Here is a 19,474-nt window from a genome sequence, read left to right as displayed (position 1 = left end):
TTGGCAAGACGCTCCAAGAACTGAGTTTAGGTAGGAAATTTCTTCACAGTCTTAATGCCGGACAGAAAGGCGTCGGAAAAGCCGCGCCGTCGCCTCTTGCAAACACCGCGACAGGGCCGCCTTGTCATGAAAAAAATAATTCCATGTGACAACCAATAATGTTGGATTAATATTTTCCAACCAACAGTTACACGGACTAAACCAGAATGAAACAGATTTCCGGTCTCCCTGCGGAGAAGCACGCGCTCAGCGCCGACAGGCTGTTCCTCTTTGTGCTCTGAAGCCTGCTGGCGCTGTCGGTCGCCCTCTCGTTCTGGCACGACACCTTGTTCCTCGCGCTGCGACTGCAGCGCGAAACGGCGGCGGTCGGCGCCAGCGCGGCCACCTTGCAGCACACCCTGCAGACCATGCACGCCAGCGCCGACAAGGTGGCGCGCGACATGCAGCTGATTACCGCCACCTCGAATGCGGTGGCGAGCGGCAGCAGCGACCTGTCCGCGAGCGCCACCGCCCAGGCCGCGCGCCTGGAGCAGGCGGCGCAGGCGGTCGACAAGCTGACCGCGACGGTCAAGCACAACGTCGATCACGCCGCGCTGGCCAATGAACTGGTGGAGTCCGCTTCCGCGATGGCCGTCAAGGGCGGCGAAGTGGTGGCCGACGTGGTGCAGACGATGGCGTCGATCCGCACCAGCTCGCGCAAGATCGAGGACATCATCGGGGTCATCGACGGCATCGCCTTCCAGACCAATATCCTGGCGCTGAACGCCGCCGTGGAAGCGGCGCGCGGGCGAGGAAGGCCGCGGCTTCGCCGTGGTGGCCGCCGAAGTGCGCAGCCTCGCCCACCGCAGCGGCCAGGCGGCCCAGGAAGTCAGGCGCCTGATCGGCGACTCGGTGGTGCGCGTCGACGCCGGCGGGCAGCTGGTCGACCAGGCCGGGCGCACCATGAGCGAAATCGTGGAGTCGGTCAGGCAGGCGGCCGGCATCATGGCCTCGATCTCCGGCGCCAGCCGCGAGCAGCGCGACGGCATCGAGCAGGTCAGGGAAACCATCCAGGATATCGAACAGACCACCCGCCAGACGGTCCTGCTGGTCGAGCAAAGCTCGGCAGCCGCGGGCACCATGTGCGAACACGCGTCGTCGGTGGCGCAGGCGGTCAGCAGCCTGCGCGGCGCCTGACGCTGCGCGCACGCCAAAGCGGCGGGCCTGGACTCAGGCCCGCAAGGCGCTCCGTCCAAGCAGCTCGAGAAGCTCGGCTCCGTCCACCGGCTTGACCAGGTAATGGTCGAAGCCCGCGGCGAAGGCCCGTTCCCGGTCGCGCTGCTGGCCGTAACCGGTGACGGCAATGAGCACCGTGCCCGCCGCCTCTGGCAGCGCGCGCAGGCGGCCGGCCAGCACCAGTCCATCGATTTCCGGCAGGCCGATGTCGAGCACGAACACCTGGGGACAGTCGGCCCCGGCCAGCTCCAGCGCCGCGCCGCTGGAATACAGTGCGCGCGCATCGTGGCCGCAGGCGGCCAGCAGCCCGACCAGCGCGTCGGCGGCGTCGCGGTTGTCGTCGACCACCACGACCCGCAGCGGCTGCCCCGCCATGCCTGCCACGGCGGGGACGGCCGGCGCCCCGGGGTCGAGCGGATCGCTCGCCAGGCGCGGCAGGCTCACCGTGAAACTGCTGCCCTTCCCGGGGCCGCCGCTGTGCGCGGAGATGGCGCCCTCGTGCGATTCCACCAGGCTCTTCGCCAGCGCCAGGCCGATGCCCAGGCCGCCCTGGGCCCGGTCGAGGGTGCGGTGGCCCTGCACGAACAGGTCGAACACCCGCGCCGCGAGCTCGGGGTCCATGCCGATGCCGCTGTCCGACACGGTCAGCGCCACCTCGTTCCCGGAAAGCCGCATGCGCACGCCGATACGGCCGCCCTCGGGCGTGAACTTGTTGGCGTTGGTGAGGATGTTGGCGACGACCTGCAGGATGCGCTTGCGGTCGCCGCTGATCCAGGCCGGCTCGTGCGGCAGGTCGAGTTCGAGCTGGTGGCGCCGCCCATGCAGTTGCGGCGCCGCCTGCTCGACCGCTTCGGCGACGATGTCGCGCAGGTCGAGCGGACTCCGGTTCAAGACCACCAGCCCGCGCGTCACCCTGGCCACGTCGAGCAGGTCGTCGATCAGCGCCTTCATGTGGCCGACCTGGCGCGCGATGACGGCGGCGGCCTGCCGCACGCGGGCCGGATCCTCGGCCGCCACCGTGAGAAGCTGGGCGGCCGCGCTCACCGGCGCCAGCGGATTACGCAGCTCGTGGGCGAGCATGGCCAGGAATTCGTCCTTGGCGCGGTTGGCGTGCGAGAGCTCGGCCACCAGGACTTCGCGCTCGCGGTGCGCCTGTTCCAGCAGGTGGCGCTCGGTCGCATCGCGGGTGAAGCAGCGGCTGTAGCGCAGCTGGCCGTTTTCCAGGCAAGCATTGGAATTGATGACGACGTGCTTGATCGACCCGTCCTTGCAGCGCAGGCGGGCCGGCTGGTCGTACAGCGTTTCACCTGCCGTCAGGCGCCGGAGGATATCGTCGATCACGATCGCGTCGGCGTGGAAGTCGCCGATGTGGCGCCCCACGTATTCTTCCCAGCGGTAGCCCAGCAGGCTCAGCTCGGCCTTGTTGGCCCAGAGGATGGTGCCGTCCGGCCCGACGCGGTGCAGCCCTTCGGCGGCGTTCTCGACGAAGTCCGCCAGTTCGCGCTCGCGGTGCCGGAGGGTCTGCTCGGCTTCCCTGGCCCGCACGAGCTCGCCCCGCAGGGCCAGGTTCTTCTGCTCCATGAGCGCCAGCTGCAGGCATAGCTCCTGCTGCCCGTCCTTCACTTCCTGCCCCTCGGGGCGGACGTGGTCGTGGGCGCAGCAGACGCGGCGGAAGTCCGCGGCCAGCTCCTGAGTCGGGAACAGGTTCCAGGGATAGGCGCAGAACAGCGAGAAGCGGCAGGCTTCGCCGAGCCCGTTCCACAATTCCTCGAGCCGTACGGCCGCGTCGTACAAGCCTTGTTCGCACAGCAGCGCAACCATCTCGCCGAAGGCGTGGACGGCGCGCCCCGAAGCGCAGGCCTTGCGCACCGTATTGCCGACGACCTCGTCGAACAGCCCTTCGTCGGGCCAGCCGTCGACCATGAAGCGGGCCAGGGTGCCGGCCGCGTCGAGCATGATGAGCTCGCCCGGGAACCAGGCCGGCTGGCCCTTCAGCGAACCGAAGCCCATCAGCTGCTGCCGCAGCGTATCGAGGTGTTCCTGGGTGGCGATCACTATCGCCGAGCCGCCGCCGCGCAGGCCCCGGTCGAGGAAGTCGGCGACTTCAGTCAGCAGGACTGCGTCGTCGTGATAGAAACGGACGAAATGGGACGGCTCGGACGCGTCTTCCCGTACTGAGCCCGGCATACTGGTCGACAATGTGAACTTTCATAGGTCCGGCTTGCGCAGGTCCTGGTGCTGAGGCGGTCTAGTGGATTCACCCACAAAAAAATATTTCCAAAAGACAAGCGAAATACATTTGGCATCATAACACTATGTGTCGTGCGCACGCATGGATTTTGCAAATTAGGAATATTCCTAGACACTGAGCTGTGGGCTCCAGGCCTCACGCACCATGATCGTCCACCCTGCCGCGATCAGTCATTCTTGACGACGATGCTCGGGAACTTGGCGCTCATGTCCTTCGCCTTCTCGGCCACCTTGATCGCGATCCTGCGTGCGATCTGCTTGTAGACCGCGGCCACGGCGCCGTCCGGATCGGCCACTACAGTTGGGCGGCCGGAATCGGTCTGCTCGCGGATCGCCATGGTCAGCGGCAGCGAACCCAGGAAGTCGACGCCGAAGTCGGCGCACATCTTGGCGCCGCCGCCTTCGCCGAAGATGTGTTCCACATGGCCGCAGTTGGAGCAGATGTGGGTCGACATGTTCTCCACCACGCCCAGGATCGGGATGCCGACCTTCTCGAACATCTTGAGGCCCTTGCGTGCGTCCAGCAGCGCGATGTCCTGCGGGGTCGTGACGATCACGGCGCCGGTGACCGGCACCTTCTGCGACAGGGTCAGCTGGATGTCGCCGGTCCCCGGCGGCATGTCGACGATCAGGTAATCGAGGTCGCGCCAGTTGGTCTGCTCCAGCAGCTGCTGCAGCGCGCCGGTGACCATCGGGCCGCGCCAGACCATGGGCTCGTCCGGATCGATCATGAAGCCGATCGACGAGACCTGCACGCCGTGGTTCTCCAGCGGCTCCATGGTCTTGCCGTCGCGGCTTTCGGGACGGGCGTTAATCCCCAACATCATCGGCTGCGAGGGGCCGTAGATGTCGGCGTCGAGGATGCCGACGCTGGCGCCTTCGCTCGACAAGGCGAGGGCCAGGTTGACCGCCGTGGTCGACTTGCCGACGCCGCCCTTGCCGGAGGCGACGGCGATGATGTTCTTCACGTTCGGCATCACCTTGAGGCCGCGCTGGACCGCGTGCGAGACGATCTTGCTGTACACCTTGGCGCTGACATTGCCAGCGCCCGGCAGCGCTTTCACGGCCGCCACCACCTGTTCACGGATGCCTGCGATCTGGCTGGCCGCCGGGTAGCCCAGCTCGATCTCGAAGCTGACGTCGGCCCCGCTGACCTGGACGTGCTTGACCGATTTGGATGCGACGAAGTCTTTCTGGGTGTTAGGATCGATAACCGCCGACAGCGCCTGCTTGACGTCGTTCTCAGTGATGCTCATGTGTTTCTCCGAATGTGATGGCCGAAAGTGTAGCGCAAAATGCACTTCCGCCTCTTGCCGGATTGGCAAAAGCGCTCGCGGAGGCGGCAAAAGCCCCTGCGCGCACAGCCCCATCCGCTGTTAAAATGCTTCTTTTTATATAACCAGAGCGTTTCGACCATGACCCGCAAGCTGTTTGTCACCACTGCCCTGCCCTACGCCAATGCAGCCTTCCACATCGGCCACATGATGGAATACATCCAGGCCGACATCTGGGTACGCTTCCAGCGAATGCAGCGCGACAACGGCATGCAGCGCGAGGTGCATTTCGTCTGCGCGGACGACACCCACGGCACCCCGATCATGATCGCGGCCGAGAAGGAAGGCATCACGCCCCAGGAATTCGTGGCCAAGATCGCCGCCGGCCGCCCGCAATACCTGAACGGTTTCCACATCGCCTTCGACAACTGGTATTCGACCGACTCCCCGGAAAACGTCGAGCTGTCCCAGGGCATCTACCGCAAGCTGCGCGATGCCGGCCTGATCGTCACCAAGACCGTCGACCGCTTCTACGACCCGGTCAAGGGCATGTTCCTGGCCGACCGCAACATCAAGGGCGAGTGCCCGGTCTGCCACGCCAAGGATCAGTACGGCGATAACTGCGAAGTCTGCGGCGCCGCCTACCAGCCGACCGAACTGATCAACCCGTTCTCGGTCTTCACCGGCTCGACCCCGATCCTGAAGCCGTCCGAGCAGTACTTCTTCAAGCTGTCCGACCCGCGCTGCTTCCAGTTCCTCAAGGAGTGGCTGAACACCCCGGGCCGCCTGCAGCCGGAAATGGTCAACAAGGTCTCCGAGTGGCTGGGCGAAGCCGGCGAAAAGCTGGCCGACTGGGACATCTCGCGCGATGCGCCCTACTTCGGCATCCCGATCCCGGATGCACCGGGCAAGTTCTTCTACGTGTGGCTGGACGCGCCGGTCGGCTACCTGGCCTCGCTCAAGAACTACTTCGACAAGCAGGGCCTGGACTTCGAGGCCTTCCTGAAGGACCCGGGCGCCGAGCAGCTGCACTTCATCGGCAAGGACATCGTGTCCTTCCACCTGCTGTTCTGGCCGGCGATGCTGAATTTCTCGGGCCACCCGATCATCGACAAGCTGAGGGTCGCCGTCCACGGCCACCTGACCGTCAACAACGAAAAGATGTCCAAGTCGCGCGGCACCGGCATCTCGCCGCTGCGCTACCTGGAACTGGGCATGAACCCGGAATGGCTGCGCTACTACCTGGCCTTCAAGCTGAACGCGAGGGTCGAGGACCTGGACTTCAACGGCGAAGACTTCGTCAACCGCGTGAACAGCGACCTGATCGGCAAGTACGTGAACATCGCCAGCCGCTGCGCCGGTTTCATCGCCAAGAAGTTCGACGGCAAGCTGGCCGATACGCTGTCGGATAACGCCAAGGGCTGGATCTGCAAGGCCCTGATGAGCGAAGGCGTGGAGCGCCAGGCCAGCATCGCGGCCAGCTTCGAGGCGCGCGAATACGGCAAGGCGCTGCGCGAGATCATGGAGATCGCCGACGTCACCAACCAGTACGTGGACGAGAACAAGCCCTGGATCCTGGCCAAGGACGAGGCCAAGACCGCCGAGCTGCACGACGTCTGCACCACCGCCCTGATCCTGTTCCGCCAGCTGACCATCATGCTGTCGCCGGTGCTGCCGCAGGTGGCGGCGCGCGTGTCCGAATTCCTGGGCGACGCCGAGCTGAGCTGGGCCGACACCCACGGCGCGGCGGTCTACGAGACCATGCTGGGCCGTACCATCGGCGCCTACAGCCACCTGATGCAGCGCGTGGATGCGAAGACGGTCGAGAACCTGTTCGACAAGCCGGCTGCTCCGGCCGCTCCGGCTGCAGTCCCTGCTGCGGCCGAGACCGCAGCCCCGGCCGCTGAAGCCGCTGCTGCCGGCGACATCGAGGAACTGGCGCCGGAAATCTCGATCGACGATTTCACCAGGATCGACCTGCGCGTGGCGAAGATCGTCAACTGCGAACACGTGGAAGGCGCCGGCAAGCTGCTGCGCCTGACCCTGGACGTGGGCGAAGGCCGCTACCGCAATGTCTTCTCGGGCATCAAGTCGGCCTACAAGCCGGAAGACCTGGTCGGCAAGCTGACCGTGATGGTGGCCAACCTGGCCCCGCGCAAGATGAAGTTCGGCGTCTCGGAAGGCATGGTGCTGTGCGCCTCGGCTGCCGACGAGAAGGCGAATCCGGGCCTGTACCTGCTGGATCCGATGCCGGGCGCGGCGCCAGGTATGCGTATCCGCTGAGGCTGAGCAGCCCAAACGGCCTTCAGTTCGTTAGCTTGTAGACCGTCGTTCCGGCGAAGGCCGGAACCCAAGTTTGCATGAGCTAACGAAACGCTAAACTTGGGCTCCGGCCTTCGCCGGAGCGACGGATCGAGGGCTAACTAAGCCCTGCGAACTGGGCCAGAATGACTACAAGCAAAGGCCAGGAAAGCGATTCCCGGCCTGGTAGCGGGTGTTACAATGACACGCTTTTTGTGCAGAACAAATGCCCCTACATACTCTTTGATAGGTAGCTAATAATATGACCGAATTCAAACCTCTCCGCCACATCCCGCAAGCCAATGTGTTCCGCAAGGGCGACGTGTTCGTCCTGTTCGGCGAACTGTTCGGCCGCGGCTATGTGAATGGCCTGATCGACGAGGCACGCGCCGCCGGCATGACCATCGTGGGCATCACCGTGGGCCGCCGCGACGAGTCGGGCGCTCTGCGCGCGCTGACCGCCGAAGAACACGCCGAAGCGGAAGAGAAGCTCGGCGGCCGCATCATCAATGTGCCGCTGATGGCCGGTTTCGACATGGACGCGCCGGAAGGCGAACAGAACCCGACCGAAATGCTGTCGGGGATCACCCTGAAGAACTGGCAGGAAGAAAAGCTGGACTGGGCCAAGATCGAGCGCTGCCGCGAAGCCGGCGTGCGCCGCTTCACCAGCTCGGCAGCAAGCGTCATGGGCGAGATCGACAAGCTGATCCCGCAAGGCGCCAACGTCTTCTTCGCCCACACCATGGCCGGCGGCATCCCGAAGATCAAGGCCTTCCTGGCCATCGCCAACCGCATCTACAAGGGCCGCGGCGAGCGCTTCATGTCCTCGCGCGCCCTGCTCGACAGCGACTTGGGCAAGCTGATCCTGATGAACTTCGATGAAGTCACCGCCAACACGCTCAAGTACCTGATCGATGCGTCAAGCAAGATCCGCGAGCGCGTGACCAAGGCCGGCGGCGAAGTCCGCTACACGGCCTACGGCTACCACGGCACTGAAGTCCTGATCGGCGGCGAGTATGTGTGGCAGACCTACACCAACTACACCCAGGGCTACGCCAAGAAGCGCCTGGAATCGGTCGCCGAAGCCGCCTGGAACCAGGGCGTGTGGGCCACCGTGTTCAACTGCCCGGAAATCCGCACCAACTCGTCCGACATCTTCGTCGGCGTCGAGCTGCCGCTGATCCCGCTGCTGAACGCACTCAAGCGCGAAGGCGGCGGCGCCTGGGCCGATGAGCAGTGGCGCATCTGCGAAAGCCTGCTGAACGACGGCGTGTCGCTGCAGAGCGTGCTGGACAAGCTGGAAGGCTACAACCAGGACGCCACCAGCGTCCACTTCCGCAACTTCGAGGCTTGGCCAATGGACAACACCCCGGAACTGGCGGACGTCATGATCGGCACCTCGGACGAGATCACCTCCCTGCACAAGGACCGCAAGGCCCTGATCACCGACCACCTCTCAAGCCTGGTGCTGGAAGGCGCCGGCCCGCTGATGTTCCATGGCGCGTCGGAGAAAATCGCACCGGTGCTGTGGCTCAGCCACGACATCATCGCCCGTCAGCTGAACGAGCTGCACAAATAAGCTTGACGTCGGAGGCGCGGGGCAGAAGAATCTGCCCCGTCTCTCGTTTACTTCTCTTAAGAATCATGATCTTCAAGAAACAACACTCGATGTACGAATCGGAGCACACCAAGTTCATCAAGGAGCTGAAGAACCAGCTGCCGGGCATGGAAGAGCGCCAGGTGGCTGGCCGTTCCCTGCTGTGGGACAAGGCTCCGCTGTCGCTGGACGAACAGGCCCGCATCAAGGAATCGCGCCTGCGCCAGAACGCCTACCCCTACCAGACCAAGGTCTGAGCGTAGAAGACGCCAATGCAGCCCGAGCAGGCCGCGCAGGAGCCGGCCGAACCGACGCCGGTCACCGCAGAGGCGCCGCCACTCCCCCCGGATGATCCCGGCCATGACGCCGGCGCGATCGCTCGCCTGTACGGCGAGCCGATCACGCGCCTGCCGAACGACCTGTACATCCCGCCGGACGCGCTCGAGGTCTTCCTCGACGCCTTCGAAGGTCCGCTCGACCTGCTGCTCTACCTGATCCGCAAGCAGAACTTCAACATCCTCGACATCCCGATGGCGCAGGTGACCCTGCAATACCTGGAATACGTCGAGCAGATCCGCCAGCACAACCTGGAGCTGGCGGCCGAGTACCTGCTGATGGCGGCCATGCTCATCGAGATCAAGTCGCGCATGCTGCTGCCGCGGCGCCAGGACGACCTGGTCGAGGACGTGGGCGATCCCCGCGCCGAGCTGGTGCGCCGCCTGCTGGACTACGAGCAGATCAAGACCGCCGCCGTCCAGCTCGGGAACCTGCCCCAGGAAGGGCGCGATTTCCTGCGCCCTTCCCTGTTCGTCGAGCAGGGCCTGGCCCCTAGCTGGCCCGATGTCGACCCCTGGGACCTGCAGCGCGCCTGGCTCGACGTCCTGCGCCGCGCCAAGCTGACCCAGCACCACCGGATCAGCCGCCAGGAACTCTCGGTGCGCGAGCACATGTCCGCCATCCTGCGCACCTTGCAGTCGCAGCGCTTCGTCGAGTTCGGCGAATTATTCGCGGGCCAGCACGGGGTTCCGATTGTGGTTGTACACTTTGTGGCCATGCTGGAACTCGCGAAAGAAACGCTCATCGAAATCACCCAGGCCGAACCGTTTGCGCCGATCTACGTGCGCCTGGCCTATTCGCCGGCCTGAAGCGCCGGCCTCTTACTCTCTGTCAGCCCATGAAAATCATTTCCTCCATCGACGAATTGCGCGACCAGTTGCGCGGCCAGCTGCGCACCGCCTTCGTGCCGACGATGGGCAACCTGCATGAAGGCCACCTGTCCCTGATGCGCCTGGCGCGCCGCCACGGCGACCCGGTCGTGGCCTCGATCTTCGTCAACCGCCTGCAGTTCGGCCCCAACGAGGACTTCGACAAGTACCCGCGCACCTTCCAGGACGACGTCGCCAAACTGGAAAAGGAAGGCGTCTACGTGCTGTTCGCGCCGACCGAGAAGGACATGTACCCGGAACCCCAGGAATACCGCGTCACGCCGCCGAACGGCCTGGGCAACACCCTGGAAGGCGAATTCCGCCCCGGCTTCTTCGAAGGCGTGTGCACCGTCGTGACCAAGCTGTTCTCCTGCGTGCAGCCGCGCGTGGCCGTGTTCGGCAAGAAGGATTACCAGCAGCTGATGATCGTCCGTAACATGGCGCGCCAGTTCGCCCTGCCGACCGAGATCATCGGCGCCGAGACCTTCCGCGCGGAAGACGGCCTGGCCCTGTCCTCGCGCAACGGCTACCTGTCGGAAGCCGAGCGCGCCGAGGCGCCGGTCCTGTACCGCAACCTGAACGCCGTGGCCGACGCCGTGCGCGGCGGCGAGCACGACGTGGCCGCCGTGGAACAGCGTGCGATGCTTGATCTGGCCGGACGCGGCTGGCAGCCGGACTACGTCTCGATCCGCAAGCGCATCGACCTGCAGGCTCCGAGCGCCGCCGACCTGGAGCGCGGCGAGCCGCTCGTGGTGCTGGCCGCGGCCAAGCTGGGCACGACCCGCCTCATCGACAACCTCGAGATTTGACGCTGTTGTTTTGCTGAGTGATATCAAAACAACACTGAAGCTTGCGAAATTGCAACACGATCAGAACGGGCGTATATTAGGTGTTTCACCTACTGCTCACGCCCCAGGATCCGCCGTGAACGATACTGTCATTGCCATTGCCCGCAAGGGCCCACCGAAACCCGCCGACGCGGTCAGCCGGATCGGCGGCAACGTCGAGCCGCACGAGATGCGCGACCCCTTCGACATCGGGGAAGCGCTGACCACCCTGGCCGAGCGGGGCGACGCCATCACCGTGTTCCCGGCCGGGCATCTCGAGCCCTTGCTGGCGCGGGTCGAATCGGTCGATCCGGAGCTGCCGCATTTCGTGCTGGACTTCACCGGCAGCGAGCTGCCGCCGGCGGGGAAGCTGACCTTCGTGGCCTCGATCGGGGGCAATGCCAAGCTGCAGTTCGACCTGGAAGGCGAGTGGCCGGAACTGGCCGGGCGGCCGTGGATGGTGCACGCGGAATTCCCGGAAAGCTGCCTGGTGCTGAATCGCCGCGCCGCGCGGCGTGTCGAGACACCCGTCGGCGTGAACTACACCGCCAGCTTTGCGCTGCAGGGCCGGCAGTATGAATTGCCGCTGTACGACTTCTCGCAGAGCGGCGTGGGGCTGCGCGCGACGCCGGAGCAGTGCTTCGGGCTGACCGTCGGGAAGAAGATTACCGGGGCGAGGCTGGAGCTGGGACCGGCGCTGACCCTGATCGCCGACCTGGAAGTGCGGCTGCTGCGGCCGTTCAAGACCTTCCTGCTCGGGGAGCAGGTGCAGGTGGGGTGCAGTTTTGCGAGTATTTCGCTGCAGATGCAGCAGACGCTGGAAAGGTTTGTGACCAGCGGGGTGCCGGAGAGACGGGCGCGTTAGGCGTCTTGCGCTAACGATTTAGCCGAGGAACTTGGGTTCCGGCCAAGGGGGACGCCGAGTCCCGGAACGACGGTTTTTAGGTTAACGCAAAGAAGACGTTTAGCGAGATTCGGACACGTGCATTAGCACGTCGTTCCGGCGAAGGCCGGAACCCAAGCTTGCCCGCAGACCTACACCGCCACGCTCTGCGCCCAAGCCAGCGCCGACAGATGCGCCTTGTTCACCTGCAGCGGACTGATATCCAGCGATTCCGCGAGCGACGCCACCAGGTTCGAATTCAGCTCGCAGGCCTCCGCCAGCGCCAGGTAGGGCCCGTACTTGCCCTCGCGCTTGAGCAAAGCCAGCACCACTTCTTCCGGCAGCGGAATGGTCTCCAGCACCTCCTGCATCGGCAGCCCGAGCAGGCGGTCCAGCAGCGAGAACATGCCCGCCACAAACAGGTTCTCCCCTTCCCCGCGCCCCAACCGCATTTCGCCCAGCAGCTCGGCCAGGCGGCCGCGCACGACGGCGGTTTCCATCAGCACCGGCGAATAGCCGCTCTGGCTCGCGGTGGCCAGCAGCAGCACCAGCCAGCGGTACAGCGGCGCATAGCCCATCAGCGCGATCGCCTGGCGCAGCGAGTTCACCTCGCGGCCGGCGCCGAAGCCGGCGGAATTGATGAAGCGCAGCAGCTTGTAGGTCAGCGCCGGGTCGCGCTTGAGCACGTCCTCGATCTTGGGCACGTCCTCGTTGTTCTGCACCATCTGCATCAGCTGCAGGATCACGCTCTGGGTCGGGTTCATGCCCTTGACCGGATTGCCCGGCCGCGGCGTCAGGTGCAGCTTGCCGACAAAGGCGTCCAGGCCCAGCGCGGCGCAGGCGTCGAAGTCGGCCCAGGTGGCCACCGGGCGGCCCACCATGCGCATCGCCGAATGCTTGGCGGCCGCATAGGTGCGCGCCTGCTCGCCCACGTCGGCGCCGGTGAAACGCACCTCGACGTAGGACGCATAGGGCGACAGGTTGCGCGCCAGGATGTTCAGGTCGGCGCCGCGGATCGAGATCCCGACACCGCCCGCGCGCACGGCCTGCACGGCGGCGCGCACGCTGGTGTCGGTCAGGTCGCGGATGTTCAGGGTCAGCACCGTCTTCTCGGGCGGCAGCGCGTGCAGCGCGTCGGTGCTGAGCATGGCCGGCACCGCGCCGAGGAACAGCAGCTTGTCGCGCAGCAGCCAGCCGTGCTCCTCGTGCTGGACGTGCTCGGCGACAAAGCCGACCAGGTCTTCCAGCTGCTGGTCGGTCACGGCTTGGCCGGCCTGCTGTTGCCACGAGAGTTCGTAGCCGATGACGCGCTGCTTGGGATCCAGCAGCGGTTCACGAACGATGAAGTTTGTTTGATGCATGATGCGCCGTGGTGGGATCAACCAATGGTATGACTACCCTTGCTCCTGCAAAGTTGCGCGGCGCGGCGCTCAGAATCCGAGACTGTCCAGCAGATCGTCGACCTGGCCCTGGTCGGCCACGACTTCGCTCCTGCCTTCCGGATTGATCTGCGGGCCGTTCAGCAGGCCATTATCCAGTTCGCGCTTGATTTCGCTGGGGGCGAAGTCGATCAGGACCTGCACCAGCTGCTTCTCGAGGTTCTGGGCGATGCCCGTGATGCGGCCGATCACCTGGCCGGTCAGGTCCTGGAAGTCCTGGGCCATCATGATGTTCATCAGCTCGCCACGCGTGGTCACCGCCGCGGCGCGCGACTCGTCGAGCGAGGCGATGGTGCGCGCGGCCAGCGCGCGCCAGTCGGCTTCGCTTGCGCCATTGTCGATCAGGGCTTGCCAGCTCTTGCCGAGTTCGGCCGAGCGGGTCTCGATGGCGTCCTGCAGCGGCGAGGCGGTGTCGGTCGCGTCCAGCACCTTCTTGGCGGCCTGCTCGGACAGGCGCGCCACGTAGTCGAGGCGGTCGCGCGCGTCCGGGATGTCGCTGGCGGCCTTTTCGATCAGCTTGTCGAGGCCCAGCCCGCGCAGGCTTTCATGCAGCGCGCGGGTCATGTGGCCGATCCGGCTCAGGACCTCCTCGTGGGAGCCCTGGTCGGCGTTCTGCTCAAGCATCTCAGGCTCCGGCTTTGTCGAGTTTTTCGAAGATCTTGTTCAGCTTTTCGTCCAGGGTCGCGGCCGTGAAGGGCTTGACCACGTAGCCGCTGGCGCCCGCCTGGGCGGCGGCGATGATGTTTTCCTTCTTGGCTTCCGCGGTCACCATCAGCACCGGCAGCTTGGCCAGTGCGGGATCGGCACGGATGTTTTGCAGCATGGTCAGGCCGTCCATGTTCGGCATGTTCCAGTCCGACACCACGAAGTCGAACTGCTCGCTGCGCAGCTTAGCCAGCGCCATCACGCCATCTTCGGCTTCGTCGACGTTGGCATAACCCAGTTCCTTCAACAGATTCCGCACGATGCGGCGCATCGTCGAGAAATCGTCAACAACCAAAAAACGCATCTTTGGATCAGCCATGAATTACTCCGTTTGAATCTTTACTCTGGTTAGATGGTAAGCGCTGCACTTTTACAGGCTCAAGAATAGCATTTTTGTTGCCCTACGGCGATAAAATGGTCTGAAAAGCAGCTCGTGCGGATCAAACGCGCAACGCCCGGCTGCCTTGGGCCGCCAGTTGGTCCATGACCATGCGCGGCAAGGCCTGCAGCGGTCCCACTTCGTGGGTCGCGCCGATGGCGATCGCTTCGCGCGGCATGCCGAACACGACGCAGGTCGCCTCGTCCTGGGCGACGTTCCAGGCGCCGGCCTGGCGCATTTCCAGCATGCCGGCGGCGCCGTCCTTCCCCATGCCGGTCAGGATAACACCAACCGCATTCTTGCCGGCGGCCTGCGCAGCCGAACGGAACAGCACGTCCACCGAGGGGCGGTGGCGGTTCACGGGCGGCGACTGCTCGATGCGGGTCATGTAGTTGGCGCCCGAACGGGTCAGCAGCAGGTGCGAGTGGCCGGGGGCGATGTAGGCGTGGCCCGGCAGCACGCGCTCGTTGCCCTGCGACTCGATCACGCTGATCTTGCACAGCGAATCCAGGCGCTTGGCGAAGGAGGACGTGAAGCCTTCCGGCATGTGCTGGGCGATCAGGATGCCCGGGCAGTCCGAGGGCATCTGCATCAGGAATTCGCGGATCGCCTCGGTGCCGCCGGTCGAGGCGCCGATGATGATCAGTTTCTCAGACGAAATCAGCGGGCTGCGCAGGGCCGACAGGGGCGCGCCGGGCGCCGCCGGCTGGGCCTTGCGCGGGGCGATGCGGGCGCGCGCGGCGGCCCGGATCTTGTCGGCGATCATGTCGGCATACTCGCGCATCCCGGTCTGGATCGACAGCTTGGGCTTGGTCACGAAGTCGACCGCGCCCAGTTCCAGCGCGCGCATCGTGATTTCCGAACCGCGCTCGGTCAGCGAGGACACCATCAGCACCGGCATCGGGCGCAGGCGCATCAGCTTTTCCAGGAAGTCGAGGCCGTCCATTTTCGGCATCTCGACGTCCAGGGTCAGCACGTCCGGATTGTGCTTCTTGATCAGTTCGCGCGCGACGAGCGGATCGGGGGCGGTGGCCACGACTTCCATGTCGGGCTGGGAGTTGACGATCTCGCTCATCACGCTGCGGATCAGTGCGGAGTCGTCGACAATCAGCACCTTGGTCTTCATTGTTCGTCCCTTTCAGATCAAAACAGATCGATGTCGCCGCCGACCGGCTCGACCTTGAGTCGCTTGGCGTAATCGAGCTCGCGCTTCGCCAGCGTATCGTTTTGGGTTTGCATCAGCTTCTTCACCAGCACCTTGCCGGTCTTGGGGAAGAAATACACCTTGCGCGGGTAGATGTCGTTCAGGTCCTCGGCCAGCACCGGAATGCGCTCGGTCTTGAGGAACTGGGTCACGAAGGCCGCGTTGCGCTCGCCCACGTTCATGGCCGAGAAGCCGCGCAGCACCGCGCCGCCGCCGAACACCTTGGCTTCCAGGTGCTCGCGCCGCGCGCCCGCCTTGAGCAGGTCGTTGATCAGGACCTCCATCGCGAAGCTCCCGTAGCGCATCGAGGCCGACACCGGGCTGGAGGCGTCGCCGCCGTCCGGCAGCATGAAGTGGTTCATGCCGCCCAGGCCAGTGAGCCGGTCGCGGATGCAGGCCGACACGCAGGAGCCGAGCACCGTCACGATCAGCATGTTCTTGCCGGTGTAGTAGTACTCGCCCGGCAGGATCTTGGCCGCTTCGACGTCGAAGGTGCGGTCGTAATAGACGTTGGTGGCGAACTGGCTGTTCATGGTGATTCACCTAGTGGGGATCAGGCGCCCCGTTGGTCCAGCTCATACACGGTCTTGCCGCGCAGGCGCAGCGAGTCCGACACGTACAGGAAATTCTCGGAATGCCCGGCGAACAGCAGCGCGTCGCGCTTCATCAGCGGCACGAAGCGGCTGAGGATCTTGCGCTGGGTATCCTTGTCGAAGTAGATCATCACGTTGCGGCAGAAGATCGCATCGAAGGGCCCTTCCACCGGCCAGCCGTCGGCCAGCAGGTTGAGCTGCTTGAAGCTGACCAGGTTGCGCAGCTCCGGGCGCACGCGCGCCATGCCTTCGTGGCCGCCCTTCCCTTTCAGGAAGAAGCGCTTCAGGCGCGCGGTATCGAGCTTGTCCACGCGCTCCATCGGGTAGACCGCGTTGGCGCCGGTGGCCAGCACGTTGGTGTCGATGTCGGTGGCGACGATCTGCACCGGCGGCGTCAGGGTGTTGAAGGCCTCGCAGGCCGTCATCGCGATCGAATACGGTTCTTCGCCGGTGGAGGCGGCCGAGCACCACACGGTCAGGGTGCGGCGCTCGCGCTTGTGCAAGGCCAGCAGGTGCTCGGCCAGCAGCGGAAAGTGGTGGGCCTCGCGGAAGAAGGAGGTCAGGTTGGTGGTCAGCGCGTTGGTGAACGACTCCCACTCGGACGCCATGCGCCCCGCTTCCAGGTCGTCCAGGTAGCGCCCGAAGGACTGGATGCCGGTCGCGCGCAGGCGCCGCGCCAGGCGGCTGTAGACCATCTCCTGCTTGCTGTCGGCCAGCGAGATGCCCGCGCGCTGGTAGATCAGCGCGCGCACGCGTTCGAAGTCACGGCGCGTGAAATCGAACTCCTTGACGGTGTCTGCTTTTTGCTGCGGCACTTTGCCTGCCTCTTGTCTCGTTGACCGGCCTGCCCGCATGGCGGGACGGCCGGTGTTGTGCTCCGTGCCTTGCTGTCCTGCTTAGGCCGCGATCTTGTCCATCAGGCCCATTTCGCTGGACGACATCAGCTTGTCGATGTCGACCAGGATCAGCATGCGCTCGTCCACCGTGCCCAGGCCGATCATGTACTCGGAATTGAAGGCGGTGCCCATTTCCGGGGCCGGCTTGACCTGGTCCGGGGTCAGGGTGGTCACGTCGGACACGCTGTCCACGACCATGCCCATGATGCGGCCGCCGATGTTCAGGATGATCACCACGGTGAACTGGTCGTACACCGGGGTGCCCAGCTTGAACTTGATGCGCATGTCCACCACAGGGATGATGATGCCACGCAGGTTGATCACGCCCTTGATGAATTCGGGAGCGTTGGCGATGCGGGTCACGGCTTCGTAGCCGCGGATTTCCTGCACCTTCAGGATGTCGATGCCGTATTCCTCGGCGCCCAGCTTGAATGCCAGGAATTCGCTGCCTGCGCCGTCGCGCGCGGTCCCGTCGGCCGGTTTGTTGGTCTGTACGTTAGACATGTTCAGGTCCTTTTTTTCAAGTCAGGGTCAAGATTGTTGTAGAACGACGGGGTCGTCCGCCAGCTGGCGCGAAGAACGCACCAGCGCGGCAACGTCGAGAATCAGGGCGACGCCGCCGTCGCCCATGATGGTGGCGCCGGAGATGCCCGCCACCTTGCGGTAATTCGCTTCCAGGTTCTTCACCACCACCTGCTGCTGGCCCACCAGTTCGTCCACGAACAGGGCCGCCTTGCGGCCTTCGGTCTCGAGGATCACCACGATGCCTTCGCAGGGATCGGTGATGCGCGGAGTGACGCCGAACATCTGGTACAGCGGGATCAGCGGCAGGTATTCGCCGCGCACCTTGAGCACGCGGCCGCGGCCGGCGATCTCGCGCACGTCGGAAGGCAGAGGCTGGAGCGACTCGACCACGAAGGACAGCGGCAGGATGTAGATCTCGTCGCCGCAGCGGATCGACATGCCGTCCAGGATCGCCAGGGTCAGCGGCAGCGAGATCGAGATCGTGGTGCCGAAGCCGCGCGCCGAGCGGATGTCGACCGTGCCGCCCATTTGCGTGATGTTGCGCTTGACGACGTCCATGCCGACCCCGCGCCCCGACACGTCGGTCACCTGCTCGGCGGTCGAGAAGCCCGGCGCGAAGATCAGCTGCCAGACTTCCGAGTCGCTCATGTTCTCGGACACGGCCAGCCCGTTCTGGGCGGCCTTGGCCAGGATGCGTTCGCGATTCAGGCCGCCGCCGTCGTCGGCCACTTCGATCACGATGTTGCCGCCCTGGTGGCCGGCCGACAGGAACAGGCGCCCTGCTTCCGACTTGCCGCTGGCGACACGCGCCGCCGGCATTTCGATGCCGTGGTCGATGGAATTGCGCACCAGGTGGGTGAGCGGATCGACGATGCGCTCGATCAGGCCCTTGTCCAGTTCCGTCGCGGCGCCATGGGTGATGAAGTCGACCTTCTTGCCCAGCTTACTGGCCAGGTCGCGCACCATGCGCGGGAAGCGCGAGAACACGAAGTCCATCGGCATCATGCGGATCGACATGACGGCTTCCTGCAGCTCGCGGGTGTTGCGGCCCAGCTGGCTGATCGAGGACATCAGGCGCTCGTGCCCGATCGGATCCAGGTTGCTGCTGCGCTGCTCGAGCATGGCGTTGGTGATCACCAGCTCGCCGATCAGGTTGATCAGCTGGTCGACCTTCTCGACCGAGACGCGGATCGACGAGGATTCGCCCTGCGCATCCTTCCTGGTGGCGGCCTTCTTCTCGGCCGCCAGTTCCGATACTTCGATCGGGTCCGGGCGCTGCGGCGCGACTGGCGCAGGCGCGGCCTCGGCCACGATGCCGGCCTGCGCGCGGATCTGCTCGATCGGCTGGAAGAAACCGTAGCCGCGCTCGTCGTCGGACAGCTCGTCTTCCTGCTGGGCGCCCGCTGCCTCGTCGTCGAAGTCGAAGAAGCCGTAGCCCTGGCCGTCCTCGATGCGCTTGCGCTCGGCGGCCTCGATGGCGCGCTGCTCCGGCGTCAGGGCCGGCGCCTCGAAGATCTTGAGGTCGTCCGGGTTGAGGACGAAGGAGCAGATCGCGATGATGTCGTCCAGGCTCTCGTGCGTGGTGATGATGATGGCGCTGCGCCCGCCGTCGAGCGGCGTCACCTTGACGCGGCCCATCAGGCCCAGCTCGTCGACCAGCGCGTTGACGTCGCGCTGCGCCACGTCGGGCAACTCGATCTTGTAGCGGTGCGCGCCCTCGGTCGGGTGGTGCGCCTTGGTCTCCGCGGTCAGGAAGGACGGCGCGACCACCGGCGCGTGCGGCACCAGGCCTTCGGCCAGGTCGTGCAGCACCATGCGCACGTTGGCCACCGCTTCCTGGTCCACGGCCGCGCCGTGGCGGTGGCCGTCGAGCAGCATCTTGAGGCTGTCCTTGGCGGCCAGGAAGGCGTCCACGTGGTTCGAGGTCAGGGCCATCTCGCCCTTGCGGATGCGGTCGAGCAGCGACTCCAGCACGTGGGTCACTTCGCTCATGTCGGTCAGCCCGAAGGTCGAGGCGCCGCCTTTGACCGAGTGGGCCGTACGGAAGATCGCATTCAGGTCTTCCGCGTCGGGCGCGGCAACATCGACGCCCAGCAGCAGCCGCTCCATTTCGGCGAGCAGTTCCTCTGCTTCGTCGAAAAAGACCTGGTAAAACTGGCTGATGTCGATGGTCATATGTCA

General features: G+C 65.1%; 18 protein-coding genes and 1 pseudogene. 7 read left to right on the top strand and 12 right to left on the bottom strand.

The genetic code is table 11. The annotated features are described in order from the left end of the window. Nucleotides 1-26: 26 nt before the first annotated feature. On the bottom strand, nt 27-587 hold the full coding sequence (locus tag J8847_RS24525; protein ID WP_229512910.1) for a hypothetical protein: 561 nt from the start codon (nt 585-587) through the stop codon (nt 27-29). Next, nucleotides 584-733, bottom strand: coding sequence for a hypothetical protein (locus J8847_RS24520; protein ID WP_373999922.1), 150 nt, complete (start codon nt 731-733; stop codon nt 584-586). Before J8847_RS24520 ends, J8847_RS24525 begins: the two co-directional genes overlap by 4 nt. Here J8847_RS24520 and J8847_RS24205 point away from each other — a divergent pair. Further along, nucleotides 663-1,176: pseudogene (locus J8847_RS24205) on the top strand (methyl-accepting chemotaxis protein). The gene J8847_RS24520 and the pseudogene J8847_RS24205 overlap by 71 nt on opposite strands. Before the next feature lie 33 nt (nt 1,177-1,209). On the opposite strand, the gene J8847_RS16530 reads toward J8847_RS24205, so the two are convergent. Next, nucleotides 1,210-3,414 (bottom strand): ATP-binding protein, encoded by a 2,205-nt coding sequence (locus tag J8847_RS16530; RefSeq protein WP_229429571.1) that lies wholly within the window; start codon nt 3,412-3,414, stop codon nt 1,210-1,212. A 218-nt stretch (nt 3,415-3,632) separates the two neighbouring features. Further along, the gene (apbC, locus tag J8847_RS16525; protein WP_211525809.1) at nt 3,633-4,721 is read right to left on the bottom strand and encodes an iron-sulfur cluster carrier protein ApbC; all 1,089 of its coding nucleotides are present in this window, start codon (nt 4,719-4,721) and stop codon (nt 3,633-3,635) included. A 159-nt stretch (nt 4,722-4,880) separates the two neighbouring features. Here apbC and metG point away from each other — a divergent pair, with 159 nt between their 5' ends. The 6 genes from metG to J8847_RS16495 all read left to right on the top strand — a co-directional run bounded on the left by metG (nt 4,881) and on the right by J8847_RS16495 (nt 11,534). Next, nucleotides 4,881-7,022, top strand: a complete 2,142-nt coding sequence (gene metG, locus J8847_RS16520) for a methionine--tRNA ligase (protein WP_211525808.1) — start codon at nt 4,881-4,883, stop codon at nt 7,020-7,022. Between the two features lie 280 nt (nt 7,023-7,302). Then, nucleotides 7,303-8,619 carry a hypothetical protein gene (locus J8847_RS16515; RefSeq protein WP_211525807.1) on the top strand — a complete coding sequence of 439 codons (1,317 nt, stop codon included), beginning with the start codon at nt 7,303-7,305 and terminating at the stop codon, nt 8,617-8,619. 65 nt (nt 8,620-8,684) lie between these two features. Then, nucleotides 8,685-8,894: a DUF3460 family protein gene (locus J8847_RS16510; protein WP_211525806.1), complete on the top strand. Its 210-nt coding sequence runs from the start codon at nt 8,685-8,687 to the stop codon at nt 8,892-8,894. 15 nt (nt 8,895-8,909) lie between these two features. Then, nucleotides 8,910-9,782, top strand: a complete 873-nt coding sequence (locus tag J8847_RS16505) for a ScpA family protein (RefSeq protein WP_211525805.1) — start codon at nt 8,910-8,912, stop codon at nt 9,780-9,782. 29 nt (nt 9,783-9,811) lie between these two features. Then, nucleotides 9,812-10,651, top strand: a complete 840-nt coding sequence (gene panC / locus J8847_RS16500; RefSeq protein WP_211525804.1) for a pantoate--beta-alanine ligase — start codon at nt 9,812-9,814, stop codon at nt 10,649-10,651. A 115-nt stretch (nt 10,652-10,766) separates the two neighbouring features. After that, nucleotides 10,767-11,534 (top strand): flagellar brake protein, encoded by a 768-nt coding sequence (locus J8847_RS16495; RefSeq protein WP_373888759.1) that lies wholly within the window; start codon nt 10,767-10,769, stop codon nt 11,532-11,534. A 170-nt stretch (nt 11,535-11,704) separates the two neighbouring features. Here the strand turns inward: J8847_RS16495 and J8847_RS16490 are convergent, their stop codons facing one another. The 8 genes from J8847_RS16490 to cheA all read right to left on the bottom strand — a co-directional run bounded on the left by J8847_RS16490 (nt 11,705) and on the right by cheA (nt 19,468). Next, nucleotides 11,705-12,913: an EAL and HDOD domain-containing protein gene (locus J8847_RS16490; RefSeq protein WP_211525803.1), complete on the bottom strand. Its 1,209-nt coding sequence runs from the start codon at nt 12,911-12,913 to the stop codon at nt 11,705-11,707. Nucleotides 12,914-12,982: 69 nt separating this feature from the next. Continuing rightward, nucleotides 12,983-13,615, bottom strand: a complete 633-nt coding sequence (gene cheZ / locus J8847_RS16485; protein WP_211525802.1) for a protein phosphatase CheZ — start codon at nt 13,613-13,615, stop codon at nt 12,983-12,985. Between the two features lies 1 nt (nt 13,616). Next, nucleotides 13,617-14,015: a chemotaxis response regulator CheY gene (gene cheY / locus J8847_RS16480; RefSeq protein ID WP_211525801.1), complete on the bottom strand. Its 399-nt coding sequence runs from the start codon at nt 14,013-14,015 to the stop codon at nt 13,617-13,619. A gap of 121 nt (nt 14,016-14,136) precedes the next feature. Continuing rightward, nucleotides 14,137-15,201: a chemotaxis response regulator protein-glutamate methylesterase gene (locus J8847_RS16475; RefSeq protein WP_211525800.1), complete on the bottom strand. Its 1,065-nt coding sequence runs from the start codon at nt 15,199-15,201 to the stop codon at nt 14,137-14,139. 17 nt (nt 15,202-15,218) lie between these two features. Then, nucleotides 15,219-15,812 carry a chemoreceptor glutamine deamidase CheD gene (gene cheD, locus J8847_RS16470; RefSeq protein WP_211525799.1) on the bottom strand — a complete coding sequence of 198 codons (594 nt, stop codon included), beginning with the start codon at nt 15,810-15,812 and terminating at the stop codon, nt 15,219-15,221. 20 nt (nt 15,813-15,832) lie between these two features. Then, a complete protein-coding gene (locus tag J8847_RS16465) occupies nt 15,833-16,687 on the bottom strand; it encodes a CheR family methyltransferase (protein WP_373888758.1) in 855 nt (284 codons plus the stop codon). A gap of 81 nt (nt 16,688-16,768) precedes the next feature. Next, nucleotides 16,769-17,272, bottom strand: a complete 504-nt coding sequence (locus J8847_RS16460) for a chemotaxis protein CheW (RefSeq protein WP_211525797.1) — start codon at nt 17,270-17,272, stop codon at nt 16,769-16,771. A 27-nt stretch (nt 17,273-17,299) separates the two neighbouring features. After that, nucleotides 17,300-19,468: a chemotaxis protein CheA gene (cheA, locus tag J8847_RS16455; protein ID WP_211525796.1), complete on the bottom strand. Its 2,169-nt coding sequence runs from the start codon at nt 19,466-19,468 to the stop codon at nt 17,300-17,302. Between the last annotated feature and the right edge of the window lie 6 nt (nt 19,469-19,474).

Source organism: Massilia sp. AB1 (assembly GCF_018119385.1).
In the GTDB taxonomy this organism is placed as follows: domain Bacteria; phylum Pseudomonadota; class Gammaproteobacteria; order Burkholderiales; family Burkholderiaceae_D; genus Telluria.
Note: the sequence above shows the minus strand (reverse complement) of the source record. Positions and strands in the feature narration are given on the sequence as shown.

What these genes read in the sequence shown, in the direction of transcription:
- J8847_RS24520 (WP_373999922.1), bottom strand. Translation starts at nt 733, where the DNA reads ATGCCGTCGATGACCCCGATGATGTCCTCGATCTTGCGCGAGCTGGTG.
- apbC (WP_211525809.1), bottom strand. Translation starts at nt 4,721, where the DNA reads ATGAGCATCACTGAGAACGACGTCAAGCAGGCGCTGTCGGCGGTTATC.
- metG (WP_211525808.1), top strand. Translation starts at nt 4,881, where the DNA reads ATGACCCGCAAGCTGTTTGTCACCACTGCCCTGCCCTACGCCAATGCA.
- J8847_RS16515 (WP_211525807.1), top strand. Translation starts at nt 7,303, where the DNA reads ATGACCGAATTCAAACCTCTCCGCCACATCCCGCAAGCCAATGTGTTC.
- J8847_RS16510 (WP_211525806.1), top strand. Translation starts at nt 8,685, where the DNA reads ATGATCTTCAAGAAACAACACTCGATGTACGAATCGGAGCACACCAAG.
- J8847_RS16505 (WP_211525805.1), top strand. Translation starts at nt 8,910, where the DNA reads ATGCAGCCCGAGCAGGCCGCGCAGGAGCCGGCCGAACCGACGCCGGTC.
- panC (WP_211525804.1), top strand. Translation starts at nt 9,812, where the DNA reads ATGAAAATCATTTCCTCCATCGACGAATTGCGCGACCAGTTGCGCGGC.
- J8847_RS16490 (WP_211525803.1), bottom strand. Translation starts at nt 12,913, where the DNA reads ATGCATCAAACAAACTTCATCGTTCGTGAACCGCTGCTGGATCCCAAG.
- cheZ (WP_211525802.1), bottom strand. Translation starts at nt 13,615, where the DNA reads ATGCTTGAGCAGAACGCCGACCAGGGCTCCCACGAGGAGGTCCTGAGC.
- cheY (WP_211525801.1), bottom strand. Translation starts at nt 14,015, where the DNA reads ATGGCTGATCCAAAGATGCGTTTTTTGGTTGTTGACGATTTCTCGACG.
- J8847_RS16475 (WP_211525800.1), bottom strand. Translation starts at nt 15,201, where the DNA reads ATGAAGACCAAGGTGCTGATTGTCGACGACTCCGCACTGATCCGCAGC.
- cheD (WP_211525799.1), bottom strand. Translation starts at nt 15,812, where the DNA reads ATGAACAGCCAGTTCGCCACCAACGTCTATTACGACCGCACCTTCGAC.
- J8847_RS16460 (WP_211525797.1), bottom strand. Translation starts at nt 17,272, where the DNA reads ATGTCTAACGTACAGACCAACAAACCGGCCGACGGGACCGCGCGCGAC.
- cheA (WP_211525796.1), bottom strand. Translation starts at nt 19,468, where the DNA reads ATGACCATCGACATCAGCCAGTTTTACCAGGTCTTTTTCGACGAAGCA.